Raw genomic sequence first — 15935 nt, forward strand, 5'->3', positions numbered from 1 at the left:
ATGCTGACTCGACTCTGGTGGCTGGTGCGAAAAGAGCTCTCCATCCTGCTGGGCAACACCCAGGGACGCTTCCTGCTCATCATGCCGGTACTGCTGCAGACCGCCCTCTTCCCGTTCGCCGCCACTCTGGAGGTGACCGGCAACACGCTCGCCATCTACGACCAGGACGGGGGTGCGCAGAGCCGGGAGCTCATCGAGCGCCTCACCCATATGCCCGCTTTCACGACCGTGCTGCCGGTGGCGGGCGAGACCGGGGTGACGGCGGCCATCACAGAACAGCAGGCCCTGCTGGCGCTGGTCATCCCCGCCGATTTCTCCCGCCGGCTGGCCCGGGGAGAGAGTGCGCCGCTACAGCTCATCGTCGATGGGCGCCGCTCCAACGGCGGCCAGGTGGCGGCAGGCTACATCAGCCAGGTGATCGCCCGCTGGCAGAGCGAGGGGCGCGGCGCCCCCGAGCTGCTTGTGCGCCACCTCTACAATCCCAACATCGAGTTTCGCTGGCACGTGCTCCCCTCCCTGGTGGCCATCATCACCACCATAGGCTGCCTCATCGTCACCGCGCTCTCGGTGGCGCGGGAGCGGGAAGAGGGCACCTTCGACCAGCTGCTGGTCTCTCCCCTCACCCCGGGCTGGATCATGGCGGGCAAGGCGGTGCCCGGCATCCTGGTGGCGGTGGGCCAGGGTTGCATCGTCGCGCTGGCGGCCCGCTTCGTCTATGCGGTGCCGTTTTCCGGCAGCCTGACCCTGCTGCTGGCGGGCATGATCTGCTACGGCCTGGCACTGGCCGGTATAGGGCTCTTCATCTCGTCCCTCTGCTCGACCCAGCAGCAGGCGTTCCTCGGGGTCTTCTCCTTCATGGTGCCGGCGGTGATCCTCTCGGGCTACGTCTCGCCAGTGGAGAACATGCCGCAAGTGTTCCAGTGGCTCGCCGCCATGGATCCCCTCAGCCACTTCATCGTGCTGCTCAAGGGGGTGTTTCTGAAGGGGCTCGGCTGGTCGGCCGCCTGGCCCCTGCTCTGGCCCCTGCTCGCCATCGGCGGCACCAGCCTCTCCTTGGCGCTCGCTCTGTTTCGCCGCCATATCGCCTGACATCGTCAGGCAGTCCGCAACGGGGCGCCCCGGTGAAGGGCGCCCTCGTGAATGAGATAAGTTTTCGTCTTTTCCGCCAGCCGGATAAGACCCCGCTTCCCTTCCCTGTCCCCCTCCCGGGCCACTCCGGCCTGGCACATGAATGCGCCTTGCATATACCCATTTATGTATATGGTTGAATTTCATTGAGTTACCCCTGAAGGGATATATAAATGGACACTTGATTTGCATCAATTGCCCGCCCCCGTCGACTCGGTAGCCTAGCCTCAGATTGATGTTTTATTACTCCAAACTTGAGGCAACCATGAGCAAAGTCAGACTGGTCGTTGTGGGCAACGGCATGGTGGGGCACCGCTTCATCGAAGAGTTGATCGAGCGGGCCGAGCCGGGCCGCTACGAGATCACCGTCTTCGGTGCAGAGCCCCGTCCCGCCTACGATCGCGTCCATCTCTCCTCCTACTTCTCCCACCACACCAGCGAAGATCTCTCCCTCGTCAAACCCGGTTTCTACGACAAGCACGGCATCCGGTTGCTACTCGGCGAAGCGGTGAAAAAAATCGACAGGGCCAACCGCGAAGTGCACTCCAACAAGGGCTCTGTGGTCGGTTACGACAAGCTGGTACTGGCCACCGGCTCCTACCCCTGGGTGCCGCCCATCCAGGGCAGTCAGCACCACGAGTGTTTCGTCTACCGCACCATCGAGGATCTGAAAGCCATCCGCAGCGCCGCCAGAAGCGGCAAGAGCGGGGTGGTGATCGGGGGCGGTCTGCTCGGCCTCGAAGCCGCCGGCGCCCTCAAGGCGCTCGGTCTCGAGACCCACGTGGTGGAGTTTGCTCCTGTGCTGATGGCCGAGCAGCTCGACGGTCAGGGCGGCCAGCTGCTGCGCCGCAAGATCGAATCCATGGGTGTGCAGGTGCACACCAGCAAGAGCACCAGCGAGATCCTGATGCACGGCGGCCGCGACGCCCAGCACCGCCTCGCCTTCGCCGATGGCACCGCCCTGGAAGTGGATGTGGTGGTCTTCTCCACCGGCATCCGCCCGCAGGATACCCTGGGCCGTTATTGCGAACTGGCCATAGCCCCGCGTGGCGGCGTAGCTGTCGACGATCACTGCCTCACCTCCGACCCCGACATCTACGCCATCGGCGAGTGCGCCGCCTGGCAGGGTCGCTTCTTCGGGCTGGTGGCGCCCGGCTACAAGATGGCCCAGATCACCGTCGACCATCTGCTCGGCGGCAACAGCCGTTTCGAGGGGGCGGACATGAGCGCCAAGCTCAAGCTGCTCGGCGTCTCTGTCGGCTCCATCGGCGATGCCCACGGCCGCACCCCGGGCAGCCACAGCTATGTGTTCCAGGATGACCAGGCCGGGGTCTACAAGAAGATAGTGGTGAGCGAAGACAACAGCCGACTGCTCGGTGCCGTGCTGGTGGGTGACGTGGATGACTACGGCAACCTGCTGCAGATGATGCTCAACACCCTGCCGCTGCCGAACCACCCGGACACCCTGATCCTGCCTGCCTACGCCGGTGCCAAGCCGACCCTGGGGGTGGATGCCCTGCCTTCCACCGCCCAGATCTGCTCCTGCTTCGACGTCTCCAAGGGCGACATAGCCCAGGCGGTGGCCGAAGGTCACACCACCCTGGCCGCCATCAAGCAGCACACCAAGGCTGGTACCGGCTGCGGCGGCTGCGTGCCCCTCATCAGTCAGGTGCTCAACGCCGAGCTAGTGAAGCAGGGCATCGAGGTCAACAACCACCTCTGCGCCCACTTCCCCCACTCCCGTCAGGAGCTGTTCCATCTGATCAGGGTGGAGGGGATCAAGAGCTTCGACGAGCTGCTGGCCAGGCACGGTCAGGGTCATGGCTGCGAGGTGTGCAAACCGACCGTCGGCTCCATCCTCGCCTCCTGCTGGAACGAGTACGTGCTGAGCCCGCTCAATACCCAGCTGCAGGACACCAACGACATCTTCCTCGGCAACATGCAAAAGGACGGAACCTACTCGGTCATCCCGCGCATGGCCGGCGGCGAGGTGACCCCGGAAGGGCTGCTGGCGGTGGCCGAAGTGGCCCGCGACTACAAGCTCTACACCAAGATCACCGGCGCCCAGCGCATCGGCCTGTTCGGGGCCCAGAAGGATGACCTGCCCGCCATCTGGCGCAAGCTGCTGGCGGCGGGTTTCGAGACCGGTCAGGCCTACGCCAAGGCGCTGCGCATGGCCAAGACCTGCGTCGGCAGCACCTGGTGCCGCTTCGGCGTGCAGGACAGCGTCGGCCTCGGGGTCTTCCTCGAAAACCGCTACAAGGGGATTCGAACCCCGCACAAGATGAAGTTCGGCGTCTCCGGCTGTACCCGTGAGTGTGCGGAAGCCCAGGGCAAGGATGTCGGCATCATCGCCACGGACGCGGGCTGGAACCTCTATGTGGGCGGCAACGGCGGCATGAAGCCGCGCCACGCCGATCTGCTGGCGTCTGACCTCGACCGCGAGACGCTCATCAAGCTGATCGACCGCTTCATGATGTTCTACGTGACCAGCGCCGACAAACTGCAGCGCACCTCGGTCTGGCTCGGCAACCTGGAAGGGGGCGTCGACTACCTGCGCGAAGTGATAGTCCACGACAAGCTGGGGCTGGCCGACACCCTGGAGCGCGATATCCAGCGCCTTATCGACAGCTACGAGTGCGAATGGTCGCGCACCCTCAACGAAGAGGAGGCACTCAAGCGCTTCAGCCACTTCATCAACAGCGACAAGCGCGACCCGGACGTTCAGTTCGTCGCCGAGCGCGCGCAGCACAGGCCCGCCACCCCGGCCGAGCGCATCCCCGTCTACCAGATCGAGGTGGAAACCAAATAATGAAACTTGCCTGCCAACTCAATGACATCCTGTCGGGCTGCATGGACGTTTGCGCCCTGCTCGATAGCCAGTTCATCTAACTCGAGGTGGAGATTAAGCGATGAAACTTGCCTGCCAACTCAACGACATCCTGCCGGGCTGCATGGACGTTTGCGCCCTGCCCGATAGCCAGTTCATCCAACTCGATGTGGAGATTAAGCGATGAAATTAGCCTGCCAACTCAACGACATACTCCCTGGCACCGGCGTCTGTGCTCTGATCGAGGGGCGTCAGATCGCCCTGTTCCGCCCGAGCGCGGCCGCCGAGGTGTTCGCCATCGACAACCGGGATCCCTTCTTCGCCGCCAACGTGCTGTCGCGTGGCATCGTAGGTGAACACGAGGGTGAGCTCTGGGTCGCCAGCCCGCTCAAGAAGCAGCGCTTTCGCCTGAGCGATGGCCACTGTTTCGACAACCCTGCGATGTCGGTGCAGAGCTATCCCGTTGAAGTGCGTGATCAGCAGGTCTGGGTCGCCGTCTAAAGCCAAATTCACTCTCTTTCGGGCTGCCTGAGGGCTGCCCTTTCAAGGACTCACAAGATGTACACGGAAACCATCAACAAGTGCGCCGCCAACGCGGCCCGCATCAACCGCTTCGAGCGCAGCGACAAGCTCGGCTTCTGGCTCAGCTCCGCCATGGCGGGGGCCTATGTGGGCCTGGGCATCATCCTCATCTTCACCCTCGGCAACTTGGTGGAGCCCACCGTGCGACCGCTGGTGATGGGGGCCACCTTCGGCATCGCCCTGACCTTAGTTGTCATCGCCGGCTCCGAGCTGTTCACCGGCCACACCATGTTCCTCACCTTCGGGGTTAAGAGCGGCAAGATCGCCATGACCGATCTGCTGCGCATCCTGCCGCAGACCTGGGCGGGCAACCTGCTCGGCTCCGTCGTCGTGGCGCTGATCTACTCCTACGGCGGCAGCCTGCTGCCGGACGCGGGCAGTCTGGCCCACAAGGTGGCGCTGGCCAAGACCCTGGCACCGGCCCTGACCCTGTTCATGAAGGGTGTGCTGTGCAACTGGCTGGTCTGCCTCGCCATCTGGATGGCGCTGCGCACCGAAGGGGCCGCCCGCTTCATCGCCATCTGGTGGTGCCTGCTGGCCTTCATCGCCTCCGGCTACGAGCACTCCATCGCCAACATGACCCTGTTCGCCCTCTCCTGGTTCGGCGCCCACTCCGAGGCCTACACCCTGGGCGGCATCGGCCACAACCTGCTGTGGGTGACGCTCGGCAACACAGTCTCCGGCGCCCTCTTCATGGGCCTCGGCTACTGGTATGCCACCCCCAAGGCTGAGCGCCCGGTTGCAGTGAGCGAGACCACCAGCACCGCCAACCAGACCCGAACCGCCTGATCCGGAGGCCCCATGGACTACCTGCCCATCTTTTGCCGACTCGACAACAAACCCGTGCTGCTGGTCGGCGGCGGCGAGGTAGCACAGCGCAAGGCGCGCCTGCTGCTGGATGCCGGTGCTCGCCTCACCGTCGTGGCGCCCGAGCTCGACCCCGAGCTGGCTGAACTGGCTGCCAACGGGAACATCGAATGGCTGGCCGGTGAATTTGCACCGCAGCAACTGGCGGGCAATTGGCTGGTGGTGGCCGCCACCGATCGGCGCGAAGTGCATGCGCTGGTCTACCAGAGCGCCAATCAGGCGGGGATCTTCGCCAATGTGGTGGATGACCCGAAACGCTCCAGCTTCATCATGCCGTCCATCATCGACCGCTCGCCGCTGATGGTCGCCATCTCCTCCGGCGGCAAGGCCCCGGTGCTGGCCCGCTTGCTGCGGGAGAAACTCGAGGCCCTGCTGCCGCAACATCTGGGTGCCGTCGCGGCCTTCGCCGGCAGCCTGCGGGAGCGGGTCAAGGCGCGCTTTGCCAGCATGGGGGAGCGGCGTCGCTTCTGGGAGCGGCTGCTCGGGGCCGACCGGCTCGGGCAGGCATTGGCGCGGGGCGATCACGCCTCTGCCCACCAGCTGGCCGACAACCTGTTTGCCGACGAGAGCAAGGCTCACGGCGAAGTCGTGCTGGTGGGGGCAGGCCCCGGCGATCCCGGCCTGCTCACCCTGCACGCCCTGCGCCAGATGCAGCAGGCGGACGTGGTGGTCTATGACCGCCTGGTCTCGGACGAGGTGATGGCGCTGGTGCGCCGCGACGCCAAGCGCATCTTCGTCGGCAAGCAGGCGGGCAACCACTGCGTGCCCCAGGAGGGGATCAACCAGCTCTTGCTGGAGGAGGCGAAGAAGGGGCAGCGGGTGGTGCGGCTGAAGGGGGGCGACCCCTTCATCTTCGGCCGCGGCGGCGAGGAGCTGGAGACGCTGGTGGGCAGCGGCATCGGCATCCAGGTGGTGCCGGGGATCACGGCGGCCAGTGGTTGCGCCGCCTATGCCGGCATTCCCCTCACCCACCGGGATCATGCCCAGAGCGTGCGCTTCGTCACCGCCCACGGCAAGGGGGGCGCCCGGGATCTCGACTGGCCGTTGCTGGCAAAAGACAAGCAGACCCTGGTGTTCTATATGGGGCTTTCGTCATGCGCCACCATCCGCGAGCAGCTGCTGGCCCACGGCAAGGGGGGCGACACCCCGGTGGCGCTCATCGAGCGCGGCACCCAGCCAAGCCAGCGGGTCATTCGCGGCACCCTGGATCAGCTGCCCGAATTGGCGGTGGGAGTCGAGAGTCCGGCGCTGATCATGGTGGGATCCGTGATAACCCTGGCGGACAAGCTCGCCTGGTTCGGGGAAGCGGCAAGGCAGAGGGCATCGGCCTGATGAGGTCTGGATAGGGGCAGGGCGCGGCGCCAGCAGCCGGGTGACGGGCGCGCCAGCCATTTGTTGTTCAAGGAATATTCATTGAAATGCCAGGCTCAGTCCTTATACTGGATCCACCTGTTTCCAGCGGTGGACTGACACAATGGAATACAACACTTCAGAACTGTGCGACATCTATCAGGACATGGTCGATGTGCTCGAACCCATGCTCTGCTCCTTCGGCGGACGCGCCTCCTTCGGTGGTGTCATCACCACGGTCAAATGCTTCGAATCCAACGGTCTGATCCGTGAGATGGTCAAGGAAAACGGCGTCGGCCGCGTGCTGCTGATCGACGGCGGCGGCTCCATGCGCCGGGCGCTGATCGACGGCGAGATCGCCACCACGGCGGCGGAGAACGAGTGGGAAGGGATCGTCTGCTACGGCTGCGTACGCGAGGTCGACGTGCTGGAAGATCTGGATATCGGCATCCAGGCCCTGGCCGCCATCCCGGTCGGTGCCGATCGCAAGGAAGTGGGTGAAACGGATCTGCCGGTCAACTTCGGCGGCGTCACCTTCCTGCCGGATGACCACCTCTATGCAGATACCACAGGGGTGATCCTCTCCCCGGATCCGCTGGATATCGAATAGGCCGTGCCCGGCCCGAAGAGATGGGAGCCGCTGGCTCCCATTTTTTATGGGAAAATGGCGGTAAAAGAGGGAAAACAGCGGAAATTGGGCAAAAAAAGAGGGCCAGAAATACTGGCCCTATAACTGGAAGCAATGTGAGCAATGTCGTGCTTTCACAAGAAGTCACCATGTTGGAACGAATGGGGCCTATCCCGGAACGCAAGTTAACAATAATCATTCTCATTTGACTTGGCAACTCTTATTTCTCCGATCTTGCAAAAAAATTGACCACCCTGGGGGTGGTCAATATCCATGCCGGAGTCGTCAGGCAACAATCAGATGCCGGAGGTCGCCGACAATCCCTCACCATGGGCAGAACCCACCAGCTTGCGACTGAGATAGCGCAGCAGGACGCCGTAGAGCGGCACGAACAGGCCGAGGCTTATCAGCAGCTTGAAGACATAGTCCACGGTCGCTATCTCGACCCAGTGTTCAGCCATGAAGGGATCCGTGCTGCGCCAGAAGGCGATGCTGAAGAAGGCCAGGGTATCGACCAGGTTGCCGATCAGGGTCGAGGCGGCCGGCGCCACCCACCAGGCCCCGCGCTGCCGCAGCCGGTTGAACACCACCACGTCCATGAACTGGCCCACCAGATATGCCATAAAGCTGGCCAACGCTATCCGGGCAACAAAGAGATTGAACTCCGCCAGCTGACCCATCCCCTGATAGCTACCCTCGAAGAACAGCACGGAGAGCACATAGGAGACCGCCAGCGCCGGCAGCATCACCCTGCGGATGATGGCGCGGGCCAGGCCCGGGCCGAATATCCGCACCGTCAGATCGGTCGCCAGAAAGATTAAGGGGAAACTGAAGGCACCCCAGGTGGTGTGAAAGCCAAAGAGGGTGATCGGCAGCTGCACCAGATAGTTGCTGCTGGCGATGATCAGGATGTGGAACAAAGCGAGGCGCGTCAGCGCCGTCTGGTGCTGAGCAGGGGTCAGATTCATATTGTGACCTTTTTGGTTAATGGGGTTAGGGAACCCATAGCGCCACCATGGCGCTAATCGAGGGGCGGCATTATACGCCCCCACCGCCATAGTTCAATCCTTGTGCTGTCGCGCCAGCCAGCCCAGGGTCGCCCTCCCCTCCCCGTCGTCGGCACTCAGCCAGCAGCCGCTGTGATGTTCGAAGTGCAGCCAGAGGCGACACTCCTCGAACGCCAGCTGCCAACAGTGGCGATCGGCGCCGCTGTCCCGTTGCAAGGCAGAGAGCTCCCACTCGGCCAGCAGACCCTGTGCCAGGACGGGGAAGCTGTCCCAATCCAGGGCTGGATGGCCCAGCAACAGTATGCCGGCCTCCTCATCCCAACCCATCACATGCCAGTGCATTGACATGGCGATCCTCCTCTGGTCCGTACCCGACTCAGCTGCTGCATGAGAGCGCCTCCCCCAGATACCAGTCAGGATGCGGGGTGGCAAACGCCTCGAACTCGGGCTGCTCGTCATAGGGATGCTGCAACGCCGCATAAAGCCGCTCAAACGGCGCCATGTCACCTCGCTCTGCGGCCTCGATCACCCCCTGGGCCAGGGCATTGCGCAGCACATACTTGGGATTGACGGCATCCATCCGCGCCTTGCGAGTCGCGTCCTCGCTCCCCTCCCGGGCCAGGCGCGCCCGATAGGCATCGAGCCAGCCCTGCCAGGGGGTGGCATCCGGCAGCAACGTCAGCAGGGAGGCAGGCCAGGGCCCGCTCGCCTCGACCAGGGCGAGGCGACGCAGGAAGAGGTGGTAATCAATCTTGTCCGCCGCCAACTGCTGGAACATCTGGCGGAACAGGGCGGGGTCTTCATCCTCCCAGGTCTCCAGGCCAAGCCTGGCGCGCATCAGCTCGGAGTAGTGCAGCATCAGCTGATGCTCGTACTGGCCGAGGGCCGCAGCCAGAGCCTCCCCATCCACATGATCCGCCAGGGCCTGGGCCAGCTTCTGCAGGTTCCAGTAACCCACGGCTGGCTGCTGGCTGAGGGCATAGCGGCCACCGCTATCGGTATGGTTGCAGACAAAATCGGGCTCATAACCGTCGATGAAGCCGTAGGGGCCGTAATCCAGGGTCAGCCCCAGGATGGACATGTTGTCCGTGTTCATCACCCCGTGGGTAAAGCCGACCGCCTGCCACTTGGCGATGAGGCGGGCGGTACGGCGCACCACCTCGGCGAACAGCTCGGCGCCGCTCTCCAGTTCGGGGAAGTGGTGACGCAGCAGATAATCGATGAGAGCCGGGATCTTCTCCCCCTGGCCGCTCCAGGCGAAGTACTCGAAGTGACCGAAACGCAGGTGACTGGGCGCTGTGCGCAGCACTGTCGCCCCGCTCTCGACCTGCTCCCGGTAGACGGGTTCGTCACTGCCCACCAGCACCAGTGCCCGGGTGGTGGGGATGCCGAGGGCATGGAGCGCCTCGGAGGCCAGGTATTCGCGGATGCTGGATCTCAGCACGGCGCGGCCATCGCCGAAGCGGGAAAACGGCGTCTTGCCCGCCCCTTTCAGGTGCAGATCCCAGCGTTGGCCATCGGGGGCCTGCTGCTCTGCCAGCAGCAGGGCGCGGCCATCTCCCAGGCGCGGGCTGTAGCCGCCGAACTGATGGCCCGCATAGACCTGGGCCACCGGCTGCATGCCCGGCAACGGCTGCCCCTGGCCGCAGCAGGCCAGCCACTGTTCATCGCTCACCTCCCCCAGCCCCAGCTCGCCGAGCAGCGGGCGGTTGAGGTGCAGCAGGCGCGCGTTGGCCAGGGGCTGGGGCGCCACCGGCTCGCAGGCCCAGGGTAATTCGGTGGCAAAACTATTGATCAGCTTCATGGTGGTGCGATTCGTCCCTGCGTATGCTCGTGTCACTCTGTTATACCGCCGTCGGCCGTTTCCGGCTAACGGGGGATGGTTCTATTTCATTTCAAGGAGAAGAAGATGCAAAGATGGGTATATGCCCTGCCCTTGCTGGCACTGGCGTGGGGGCAGCATGCCAGGGCGGCCGATATCGAGGCGGGCAAGGCCAAGGCGGCGGTCTGCGCCGCCTGTCACGGGGTAGATGGCAGGGCCCAGATCCCCCACTATCCCCATCTTGCCGGTCAGAATGCTGCCTATCTGCTGAAACAGATGAGTGCCTTCAAGGAGGGCAGCCGTCAGGAGCCGCTGATGGCCCCCTTCATGGCGATGCTGACCGAGGCAGACATGGAGAATCTGGCGGCCTATTACGCCAGCCTGAAATAATTCACGGCGTCCGGCCAACGGGCGCCATCCTCTGATGTGCCACCCTTCAGACCTGAGTCTGCCGGATCGATGATGCTTCGCTAATCGACCCTACCGACGGCAGTAGTCGATGATCAGATCCATGAAGGCTTCGCCGAAGCGTTCCAGCTTGCGCTGGCCGACGCCATTGACCGCCAGCAGCTCCGCCTCTGTCATCGGCATCAGCTGGGCCATCTCCACCAGGGTGGCGTCGTTGAACACCACATAGGGGGGCACCTCCTCCTCCTCGGCGATCTGCTTGCGCAGGGCCCGCAGCTCCTTGAACAACCGCTTGTCGTAGTTGGCGTTGTCCAGCAGGCCGCTGCGTTTCTCCTTGCGGCTGGAGATGGGTTGCAGACGCGGCACCGCCAGGGCCAGCCTCACCTCGCCGCGCAACACGGGGCGGGACGCCTCCGTCAGCTGCAACACCAGGTTGCGGGTGATGTTCTGGGTCAGCAGCCCCTTGTGGATCAGCTGACGGATGACGCTCATCCAGTATTCGTGACTCTGATCCTTGCCGATGCCGTAGGTCGACAGCTTGTCGTGACCATGATCCTTGATGCGCTGGTTGAGAGAGCCCCTGAGCACTTCCACCACATAGCCCACCCCGAAGGCCTGCCCCACCCGCCAGACGCAGGAGAGCGCCTTCTGGGCATCTTCGGTACCGTCATAGCTCTTGGGGGGATCCAGGCAGATGTCGCAGTTGCCGCACGGCTTGTCGTTGTACTCGCCGAAGTAGTTGAGCAGTACCTGGCGGCGGCAGGTCTGGGCCTCGGCGAAGGCCGCCATCACATTGAGCTTGTACTGCTCCACCTGCAGCTGCTGGGGGTTCTCGATGTTGTCGAGCAGGCGACGTACCCGGCCTATGTCGCCGGGATCATAGAGCAGCAGCGCCTCGGCCGGGGTGCCGTCCCGCCCGGCCCGGCCCGTCTCCTGGTAGTAGGACTCGATATTCTTGGGCACGTCATAGTGCACCACGAAGCGCACGTTGGGCTTGTCTATCCCCATGCCGAACGCCACCGTCGCCACCACTATCTCGACATCATCCTTGAGGAAATCTTCCTGGGTGCGCTGGCGCTGTTCGAGGGGCAGACCGGCATGGTACGGAGCCGCCTTGCTGCCGTGGCGCACCAGGCGCTCGGCTACCTCCTCCACCCGGTTGCGGCTGGAGCAATAGACGATGCCGCAGTTGCCCTTCTGGCCCTGGACATAGCGCAGCAGCTGCTCAGCTGCCTTGAACTTCTCCACCAGGCTGTAGCGGATATTGGGTCGGTCGAAACTGGCGGTATGGACGAAGGGATCCTGCAGTTCGAGGCGATGCAGGATATCGCGCCGGGTCGCCTCGTCGGCGGTGGCGGTAAGGGCCACCACGGGCACCTGGGGGAACCACTGCTTGAGCCGGCCCAGGGCCGCATACTCGGGGCGAAAGTCATGACCCCACTGGGAGACGCAGTGGGCCTCGTCGATGGCAAACAGGCCGAGGGGCTGCTCGGCCAGCCTGTCCATGAATTCGTGTTGCAGCAGCCGCTCGGGGGAGACATAGACAATCTTGATCTCGCCCCGGCGCATGGCGGCAAAATGCTGGATCAGCTCCTCCCGGCTTAGGGCCGAGTTGATGTAGGCCGCCGCCACCCCGTTGGCCCGCAGGGTGTCGACCTGATCCTTCATCAGGGAGATGAGGGGGGAGACCACCACCCCCAGACCGGGCCGCAGCAGCGCCGGGATCTGGTAGCAGAGCGACTTGCCGCCGCCGGTGGGCTTGAGCACCAGGCCATCGCGGCCCGCCACTATCTGCTCGATGATATCGAGCTGACCCGGCCTGAACTGCTGATAGCCGAACACCGCCTGCAGCAAGGCAAGAGGCGTGTCGGGCAGGGTTTCGGCGATGACGGTCATGGGCTCTCCTTTGGGGTCGCCATTCTAAAGCAGCCGTCGCCCACAATAAACCTGCCATTGCGACTGTTAACAATGTGTTGCAGACTGGTTGGAGTTTTTACTCGGCTTGACCAGGGATGGATCGATGAAGCAGATGATGAAGAAGATGGCGCTCAGTGGCATTGCCAACCTGTTCGCCGAACGGATGCCGTTCAACAAGCTGATCGGCATGGAGGTGACCCACTACGACTTCGACAGGGTCGAGCTGCGCATCAAGATGGATGACAAGCTGGTCGGCAACCCCTTTCACCACATACTGCACGGCGGCGTGACCGCCACCCTGCTGGACGTGGCGGGCGGCATGATAGTCGCCGCCTCCTGCATCGACGAGCTGGAGGAGTTCTCCCCCAGCTACCTCAAGGAGCGTTTCTCCCGTCTCGGCACCATAGACCTGAGGGTCGACTACCTGCGCCCCGGCCGTGGCGAGCTGTTCATCGCCACCGCCCACATCATACGGGCCGGCAGCAAGGTCGCGGTTGCCCGCATGGAACTGCACAACGAAGCGGGCACCCACATCGCCTTCGGCACCGGCACCTACCTGGTGGGCTAAACGCCGAGACTGCATAAAAACCGAACTTTTAATCAATCTTTAATCATTGGATTAATTACCCCCTCACCATCATCCGGTCCATACTGGAGGTCGGGATTGTGATGCAGATAGGGAGAGATTGATGAGTGCGAGTCTGGCGGTCGCTTCACCCAGTGTCTTGTTGCAGCAACTTGAATCCATGCGCAACGAGGTGCAGATACCCGAATGTCGTCACTGGCTTGAACAGGAGCTTCAGGGTTATGCCCCGGACGCTCAACTGCCCTGGTACCGCATCATCGCCTGTCGGCAACGTGGTCACTTCTTGGATCTGAACACAGGACGCTATCTGACTTGCCATATCGGCAGTCAAACGCTGTGCCAACGCGATTTGGCCCATATTCAGTTCATCTATGCCCGCGCACCTGCCGCTCACTACCTGTTGCACCCCAGTTCCGATATAGAGCCTTGGCCCGACGATCTCAAGGAGCAATACCAGGCCTTGCTGATCCCTGGCTACCTCTGCCTGCAAGCCTGGCACGAGCCCGTTTCTTCCTTGCGGTTACGCTTGATGGAGGGTATTGAACAGTTCATCAACGAGTACCCCAAACACGCGGCTCTGCAACCTCAACACAGCTTCAAGGCGTTGCAGCACAGTCATTGGCATATCTGAGAGAGCGCCCGGCGCGCAAGGAGGGCACCATAGACAAGACCCATAGCGAGCTAGTGACAATCTGAAAGATCACGGGATCAGCAACAGATCTCACCCAGGGCCACCGAGCGGTGGCCCGCTTTTTTATGGCGAGCCACCCTCTGACAAGAGGAAGAAGAGGGAGAGAGGGGAAGACGACTGCCCATGAAGGACCCATACCGGCGTTCAGAATGCGAAAAGGCCGCTCTGTTGAGCGGCCATTTTCTAATATGGTCGGTGTGAGAGGATTCGAACCTCCGACCCCTTCGTCCCGAACGAAGTGCGCTACCAAGCTGCGCTACACACCGATGTCTGCGGGGCGAGAATTTACCTAAACACCGCACTGGGCACAAGTCTTTTTTCAGTTGAGCCGCAAAAAAAGCGCCATTCGCTCAACTCTTGGGCGATTCGGGCCATGTGCTGGAAAAACCTGTCCGCTCCGCGACTTGGCGCCGCCTTATTGCAGCAGACGGAACTCCGCCGGCCCCAGCAGCCGGCGACTCCAATCCGCCACCCGGCCGTGCTCCAGCCAGTGAGCCGCATGCTGCCGCCAGCCCGGTGACAAGGCCTGGGTGTCGGTCAGCAACAACAGATCGTCTTCGTTGCGTACCCCGTTGAACAGGATGTCGGCGCAACGCTTCACACTCAGACCTGGATAGGGACGATCGACCAGGGTCAGATCGGCATCGGGGACCACCATGCCCTCCTCCAGCACCCGCATCAGCCAGCCGCAGCGACCGCTGAGCTGCATCACCTGGGAGAGCTGGCCATAACCAAACCGCAGATTGAGCTTGAAGCAGGGAGAGCGTGGCTGACTGATCTGGATCAGCGCCTCGCCGAGCCGGTAGACATCGCCGATGCAGGCCTGGCCCTCGGTCAGGCCGAGACCGGACAGGTTCTCGCCAAAGGCAGCCGGTTGCCAGGCGATGGCGGGTTCGGGCAACGCCATGGCCTGTTGCCAGGTCTGCCACCAGAGATAGTGCTCAGCAGGGTAATAGTGCAGGGCGCGTTCCATGCCGCCGTGGTGACGTGTATCGCTCTGCTCGTCTCCGTCCAGCCCCACAAAGGAGCAGAAAACGGGATCCGTGACGATGGACTTGTGGATGGCACTGGTGAGGGTCGGGGTCAGCGCCGAGCCCTGGCCACGAAAGAGGGATATCCGCATTCTCATCCTCCTGATTGACGAGAGAATGCGGATATTATCAGACTCAGGTCACCGACTGCATCTGCAGCATCTGGGAGATTTCCGCCCGGCGCCGCTTCTCGGCGCGGGCCATCAGGAACCAGCTGGTGAAGGTGAACAGCGACACCGACAGCAGAATGAGACTGGCCACCGCGTTGATCTCGGGTTTGACCCCCAGGCGCACCGCGGAGAACACCTCCATCGGCAGCGTGGTGGAGCCAGGGCCTGAGACGAAGCTCGCCAGCACCAGATCATCCAGCGACAGGGCAAAGGACATCATGCCACCGGCCGCCAGGGAGGGGGCTATCATGGGGATGGTGATCAGGAAGAACACCTTCCATGGTTTGGCCCCCAGATCCATGGCCGCCTCCTCGATGGAGAGATCCAGCTCCCGCAACCGCGCCGATACCACCACGGCCACATAGGCGGTGCAGAAGGTGGTATGGGCGATCCAGATGGTCATCATGCCTCGCTCGGCGGGCCAGCCCACCAGCTGGGCCATGGCCACGAACAGCAGCAGCAGCGACAGACCCGTGATCACCTCCGGCATCACCAGGGGGGCGGTGACCATGCCGCCAAAGAGGGTACGTCCCTTGAAGTTCGGGATCCGGGTCAGCACGAAGGCGGCGACCGTCCCCAGGGCCACGGCGGCGATGGCGGTGTAGAAGGCGATCTCCAGGGAGCGCATCACAGCCGTCATCAGCTGGGTGTTGTCGAGCAGGCCGAAATACCACTTCAACGACCAGCCGCCCCAGACGGTCACCAGCTTGGAGGCGTTGAAGGAGTAGATCACCATGATGACCATGGGCAGGTAGATAAACAGCAGACCCGCCACCAGTATCAGACTGGGAAAATTGATGCGTTTCATGCTTTACCCTCCAGCTCTTTGGCCTGGTTGCGGTTAAAGAGGAATGACCGGGGCAGGATCAAAAGTTCAGTCTTCATGCCTTGCCCTCCAGCTCTTTGGCCTGGTTACGG

Annotated in this window: 15 protein-coding genes and 1 tRNA gene; 9 read left to right on the top strand and 7 right to left on the bottom strand. The window is 63.0% G+C overall.

All coding sequences use genetic code 11. From position 1 onward, the window contains the following. The 6 genes from BN1119_RS11680 to rraA all read left to right on the top strand — a co-directional run bounded on the left by BN1119_RS11680 (nt 1) and on the right by rraA (nt 7367). On the top strand, nt 1-1089 hold the full coding sequence (locus tag BN1119_RS11680; RefSeq protein ID WP_041997993.1) for an ABC transporter permease: 1089 nt from the start codon (nt 1-3) through the stop codon (nt 1087-1089). A 304-nt stretch (nt 1090-1393) separates the two neighbouring features. Beyond that, nucleotides 1394-3940, top strand: coding sequence for a nitrite reductase large subunit NirB (gene nirB / locus BN1119_RS11685; RefSeq protein ID WP_041997995.1), 2547 nt, complete (start codon nt 1394-1396; stop codon nt 3938-3940). Between the two features lie 201 nt (nt 3941-4141). Next, complete coding sequence (nirD, locus tag BN1119_RS11690) at nt 4142-4459, top strand: nitrite reductase small subunit NirD (protein ID WP_041997997.1); 318 nt, start codon at nt 4142-4144, stop codon at nt 4457-4459. 57 nt (nt 4460-4516) lie between these two features. Continuing rightward, nucleotides 4517-5329: a nitrite transporter NirC gene (gene nirC / locus BN1119_RS11695; protein WP_041997999.1), complete on the top strand. Its 813-nt coding sequence runs from the start codon at nt 4517-4519 to the stop codon at nt 5327-5329. Between the two features lie 12 nt (nt 5330-5341). After that, nucleotides 5342-6739 carry a siroheme synthase CysG gene (gene cysG / locus BN1119_RS11700; protein ID WP_041998001.1) on the top strand — a complete coding sequence of 466 codons (1398 nt, stop codon included), beginning with the start codon at nt 5342-5344 and terminating at the stop codon, nt 6737-6739. Between the two features lie 142 nt (nt 6740-6881). Beyond that, nucleotides 6882-7367, top strand: coding sequence for a ribonuclease E activity regulator RraA (rraA, locus tag BN1119_RS11705; RefSeq protein ID WP_041998003.1), 486 nt, complete (start codon nt 6882-6884; stop codon nt 7365-7367). 314 nt (nt 7368-7681) lie between these two features. On the opposite strand, the gene BN1119_RS11710 is transcribed toward rraA, so the two are convergent. The 3 genes from BN1119_RS11710 to BN1119_RS11720 all read right to left on the bottom strand — a co-directional run bounded on the left by BN1119_RS11710 (nt 7682) and on the right by BN1119_RS11720 (nt 10196). Beyond that, nucleotides 7682-8353, bottom strand: a complete 672-nt coding sequence (locus tag BN1119_RS11710) for a 7-cyano-7-deazaguanine/7-aminomethyl-7-deazaguanine transporter (RefSeq protein ID WP_041998005.1) — start codon at nt 8351-8353, stop codon at nt 7682-7684. Nucleotides 8354-8446: 93 nt separating this feature from the next. Next, nucleotides 8447-8734 carry a DUF3630 family protein gene (locus BN1119_RS11715; RefSeq protein WP_041998007.1) on the bottom strand — a complete coding sequence of 96 codons (288 nt, stop codon included), beginning with the start codon at nt 8732-8734 and terminating at the stop codon, nt 8447-8449. A 34-nt stretch (nt 8735-8768) separates the two neighbouring features. Further along, nucleotides 8769-10196 carry a protein adenylyltransferase SelO gene (locus tag BN1119_RS11720; RefSeq protein WP_041998009.1) on the bottom strand — a complete coding sequence of 476 codons (1428 nt, stop codon included), beginning with the start codon at nt 10194-10196 and terminating at the stop codon, nt 8769-8771. A 105-nt stretch (nt 10197-10301) separates the two neighbouring features. Here BN1119_RS11720 and BN1119_RS11725 point away from each other — a divergent pair, with 105 nt between their 5' ends. Next, nucleotides 10302-10604, top strand: a complete 303-nt coding sequence (locus BN1119_RS11725; RefSeq protein ID WP_041998011.1) for a c-type cytochrome — start codon at nt 10302-10304, stop codon at nt 10602-10604. A 90-nt stretch (nt 10605-10694) separates the two neighbouring features. Here the strand turns inward: BN1119_RS11725 and recQ are convergent, their stop codons facing one another. After that, nucleotides 10695-12518: an ATP-dependent DNA helicase RecQ gene (gene recQ, locus BN1119_RS11730; RefSeq protein ID WP_041998013.1), complete on the bottom strand. Its 1824-nt coding sequence runs from the start codon at nt 12516-12518 to the stop codon at nt 10695-10697. A 124-nt stretch (nt 12519-12642) separates the two neighbouring features. Between recQ and BN1119_RS11735 the strand changes: the two genes are divergently transcribed. Together BN1119_RS11735 and BN1119_RS11740 are read left to right on the top strand one after the other, a co-directional pair. Then, nucleotides 12643-13107, top strand: a complete 465-nt coding sequence (locus tag BN1119_RS11735) for a thioesterase family protein (protein ID WP_041998015.1) — start codon at nt 12643-12645, stop codon at nt 13105-13107. Nucleotides 13108-13228: 121 nt separating this feature from the next. Next, entirely contained in the window at nt 13229-13756 is a 528-nt protein-coding gene (locus BN1119_RS11740) for an AbiTii domain-containing protein (RefSeq protein ID WP_041998017.1), read from the top strand. Nucleotides 13757-14005: 249 nt separating this feature from the next. Here the strand turns inward: BN1119_RS11740 and BN1119_RS11745 are convergent. From BN1119_RS11745 to BN1119_RS11755, 3 genes are all read right to left on the bottom strand, one after another. Beyond that, nucleotides 14006-14082: transfer RNA gene (locus tag BN1119_RS11745), tRNA-Pro, on the bottom strand. 149 nt (nt 14083-14231) lie between these two features. Next, nucleotides 14232-14939 (bottom strand): MOSC domain-containing protein, encoded by a 708-nt coding sequence (locus BN1119_RS11750; protein WP_041998019.1) that lies wholly within the window; start codon nt 14937-14939, stop codon nt 14232-14234. Between the two features lie 43 nt (nt 14940-14982). Beyond that, a complete protein-coding gene (locus BN1119_RS11755; protein WP_041998021.1) occupies nt 14983-15825 on the bottom strand; it encodes an ABC transporter permease subunit in 843 nt (280 codons plus the stop codon). Nucleotides 15826-15935: the final 110 nt, after the last annotated feature.

This window comes from Aeromonas bivalvium (assembly GCF_000819765.1).
GTDB classification, from domain to species: domain Bacteria; phylum Pseudomonadota; class Gammaproteobacteria; order Enterobacterales; family Aeromonadaceae; genus Aeromonas; species Aeromonas bivalvium.

Bases quoted from the DNA above. Each gene is read 5' to 3' on its own strand.
- BN1119_RS11680 (WP_041997993.1), top strand. From the start codon at position 1: ATGCTGACTCGACTCTGGTGGCTGGTGCGAAAAGAGCTCTCCATCCTG.
- nirB (WP_041997995.1), top strand. From the start codon at position 1,394: ATGAGCAAAGTCAGACTGGTCGTTGTGGGCAACGGCATGGTGGGGCAC.
- nirD (WP_041997997.1), top strand. From the start codon at position 4,142: ATGAAATTAGCCTGCCAACTCAACGACATACTCCCTGGCACCGGCGTC.
- nirC (WP_041997999.1), top strand. From the start codon at position 4,517: ATGTACACGGAAACCATCAACAAGTGCGCCGCCAACGCGGCCCGCATC.
- cysG (WP_041998001.1), top strand. From the start codon at position 5,342: ATGGACTACCTGCCCATCTTTTGCCGACTCGACAACAAACCCGTGCTG.
- rraA (WP_041998003.1), top strand. From the start codon at position 6,882: ATGGAATACAACACTTCAGAACTGTGCGACATCTATCAGGACATGGTC.
- BN1119_RS11710 (WP_041998005.1), bottom strand. From the start codon at position 8,353: ATGAATCTGACCCCTGCTCAGCACCAGACGGCGCTGACGCGCCTCGCT.
- BN1119_RS11715 (WP_041998007.1), bottom strand. From the start codon at position 8,734: ATGCACTGGCATGTGATGGGTTGGGATGAGGAGGCCGGCATACTGTTG.
- BN1119_RS11720 (WP_041998009.1), bottom strand. From the start codon at position 10,196: ATGAAGCTGATCAATAGTTTTGCCACCGAATTACCCTGGGCCTGCGAG.
- BN1119_RS11725 (WP_041998011.1), top strand. From the start codon at position 10,302: ATGCAAAGATGGGTATATGCCCTGCCCTTGCTGGCACTGGCGTGGGGG.
- recQ (WP_041998013.1), bottom strand. From the start codon at position 12,518: ATGACCGTCATCGCCGAAACCCTGCCCGACACGCCTCTTGCCTTGCTG.
- BN1119_RS11735 (WP_041998015.1), top strand. From the start codon at position 12,643: ATGAAGCAGATGATGAAGAAGATGGCGCTCAGTGGCATTGCCAACCTG.
- BN1119_RS11740 (WP_041998017.1), top strand. From the start codon at position 13,229: ATGAGTGCGAGTCTGGCGGTCGCTTCACCCAGTGTCTTGTTGCAGCAA.
- BN1119_RS11750 (WP_041998019.1), bottom strand. From the start codon at position 14,939: ATGCGGATATCCCTCTTTCGTGGCCAGGGCTCGGCGCTGACCCCGACC.
- BN1119_RS11755 (WP_041998021.1), bottom strand. From the start codon at position 15,825: ATGAAACGCATCAATTTTCCCAGTCTGATACTGGTGGCGGGTCTGCTG.